Source organism: Arthrobacter sp. MDT1-49-2 (assembly GCF_059090185.1).
Map to the genome: position 1 here is coordinate 1 of NZ_JBNHFK010000017.1, position 3,054 is coordinate 3,054.

The window sequence follows — 3,054 nt, forward strand, 5'->3', positions numbered from 1 at the left end:
AAAATACTCGGGAAAACTTTGTTTTCCTTTTCTTCTTCGCTGCAATGTTTTATTATCTTATTCCATTCCGGCGTTTTCCGCAATTCCCGGTTTTCCTAGACGGAACCCCGCGAAAAGCGTTTTACCGCCGTTCCGGTCCCAGCATCGACCGGAGTCTTTTCCGCCGGCCCGGTGAAGGGCGCGGGAGTTGGACTCTGATTTTTGAAGGGATTTGGCCGCCATGCTCGGGCGCTTTTCCAGCGTCCCGGCCGCGGCGACTTAGAAGACTTTACACAGGTTCGGTGCCCGGTGCAACTCGGCAGCTGCTGGCCACCGGACACCCTCTTTTGCGGCCCCGGGGCACCATTATGGATGCTGCAATGCCGTTCGGACGCAGGACTGCCCGAAGCTCCAGCGCGGAGCTACGGGCAGTCCTGGTTTTCAATCAGCCGGTTTCGCTAAGGCGTTCGCCGCCGCATCGAAACGATCACGAGGAAGGTGCCAAGAATCAGAGTGCAGATACTGGCAGTCCACACCCAGTTGAGGCCGATGGCACCGGTCTCCGCCAGCTTGTCCTTGCCCAGCACGAGGTAGGCGTTCGTGACTTCCGCGTTAACGGATGCTCCGCCGAGGACGGTTACCGCTTCCGGGAGAACAGCATCCACCGTCACTGAGTTATTTGCGCCGGTGGCCGGTTCCGTCACCGTGCACGAGCTGCCTGCCGGCACGCGGTCGAACGTTGTGATCTGGTCTCCTGCCTGAGTTCCCGCCGGGATGAGGATCTCCTGGGTGAATGAATCGCCGCAGGTGACAAGAATCCTCACGTCATCCTGGAGGCCGGCACCGGGTCCGGTGATGGTTTTCGTGAGCACGAGGGAACCGTAGATGTAAGACACGTCATTGGTGACCAGAGCCTGCGAGTCGCCGCCCGGCTGGATCTCAACCACTTCCGGTAGTCCCGTGGTCACCGCCACCAGTTCGGTAGCACCGGTTTGCGGCTCCGTGACCGTGCACAAAGTGCCCGCAGGGATGTCGGTGATCGTTCCGGCGTAGTCGCCTGCAGCGCTGCCCGCCGGAATGGTGAGGGTCTCTTCGATGCCTGCAGCATCACAGGCCACTGCCACAGTAATGTCGCCCTGCAAACCGGCAGCAGCACCGGTCAGGGACTTCACAACGGTCAGGGAACCCGGATTGAGGTCCACCGTGTTGGCTACGTCGAGCACGTTCGGTCCATCAGCCGTGATCGTCACCGGACCAGGCAGGACCGGCGTGACCGTCACCTCAGTGTTTGAGCCCGTCACCGGTTCGCTCACAGTGCAGACCGTACCGACTGGCAGGTCAGGAATGGTTTGCGATACGGCTGCTGCGGTACCGGCCGGGATCTCAACAACGAAAAGACCCGCTGGACCACAGTCCACGTTCAAGGTGATGATGCCCTGCAGACCGGCACCTTCTCCGGCGAAGGTTTTATTGACCACAAGGTCGCCCGGAATGAAGAACTCCGCTGTTGCCTGAGCGTTGGATTCGATTTGGGAGTCGGCTGCCAGAATAAGTTTCTGCGCCTCCGTGACTTGGGGATTATTGCCCGCATAGAGATACACGTTCCCCGTTTGGACGGGAACCACTGCCGTGGCCGTGAGCTCGGCCGGATCGGTCGTCTGGGCCGTGTTCCGCACCCACAACTGCGTGCCGGCCGGAACCGTTGTTCCCGCCAGCGGGACAGTTCCCGCCTCGTCGGTGTAAAGGGTGTATCCCGGGGTGACTCCTACCGTGAGCTCGGCAACCGTTCCCGAAGTGATCGTGAAGGGACCAGCCACTCCGTCCGCAGGGCCTGAGGCCAGCGGAGGCGTGATGCTTACGTCGGGAGCCGGAGGTTCAGTCAGCGGCCCCGCGGCCAGGACGTCCGCAACAATCTGTGCGGTGAGCGCCCGGACAGGATCCGTATCCTCCAGCACATAACCATCACTGAAAAACCACACCGCTGCCTGCACTGCCGCTGCGCGAATGTTGTCGTTGGCCGCTTCCGGCAGCCCCGGCTGGTCCGGGTAATAGCTGTTCAGGACCCGGTTAACGTAGCCGATGTTAGGGACATTGGACTCATCCCAGCTGCCGTTTTCATAGCCAAGTCCGGCATAGGTGGAGACACGGATGTCGATGCAATACATCTGCTGGGTATTGCCCTCCCCATCTCTGGTTGTGATGACGCCGGCGAACCCTTCGTTAACAGGGTCATAGCCGGGAGGTACGTCCTCCGGGTAACCGGTAGTGGGATCGAACGTCTGGCCCACCGGCGGGAGGCCACCCGTCACCCCTTGCCCCGGCCCGGTCCCTACCATCTCGATCTCTACCGCGGCGTTGGGAACTGCATCCCCCGGCTGCGGGCCGGAGAACACGGCCTGAGCGGGCGTAACCGCCGTGAGCAAAAGTGCGATCAGTATTCCGAGGAGGCCAAGCGAATAGCCGAGGCACCGGCGCGTCCTCCCCCATACCCCCACGCGCGGCACGAATGCTGTACTTCGGCTCATAAGAATTGGATCCTCTCTCCATCTCCCCGCAGGCGCTGCTTGGAAGGCGCTTTGCCCCGAGTTCGAGAGGCTATAGCCGGGACCGACGAGACGTAAGGGTAGGGACCAACAGTTAGATCCATGGAGCGCCATTTCCCCCGGAACTCTTGCACTAGGCGGCAGAGAGGGGTACCGCCGAGTCCTGCGAGTGGGTCACCGCACCGGGGCGAACTCGGGGGGGGGGAGAGAGAAGGACACCCGGAAGGAACCGACGCATAGAGCGACGTATAGAAGAGATCCCTGAGAAGAGCGGCCTAGGGGCGCCTTCAACCGGGCACCTGGCCGGTGCCCCGTGACCGGGCGAGCCAGCCGGTAGTCGGGCTTGTCCGGCCGGTAGTCGGGCTTGTCCGGCCGGTAGCCGGGCAGCCCTCCCCGCCATCAGCTCGGCCGGGGCAGCATCTCGCAGCCCGGGACCCTGGCGGGGTTGGATGCACGGGTTAAACAGGTGAGGGCCCCGCAACCATGCGGGGCCCTCAACCATCAAATTTTGTCCGGCGGTGACCTACTCTCC

At 62.2% G+C, this 3,054-nt stretch carries 1 protein-coding gene; it reads right to left on the reverse strand.

The window, feature by feature from the left end:
* Nucleotides 1-437: 437 nt before the first annotated feature.
* A complete protein-coding gene (locus AC5RTS_RS16235; protein WP_493993047.1) occupies nucleotides 438-2,267 on the reverse strand; it encodes a thioester domain-containing protein in 1,830 nt (609 codons plus the stop codon).
* Between the last annotated feature and the right edge of the window lie 787 nt (nucleotides 2,268-3,054).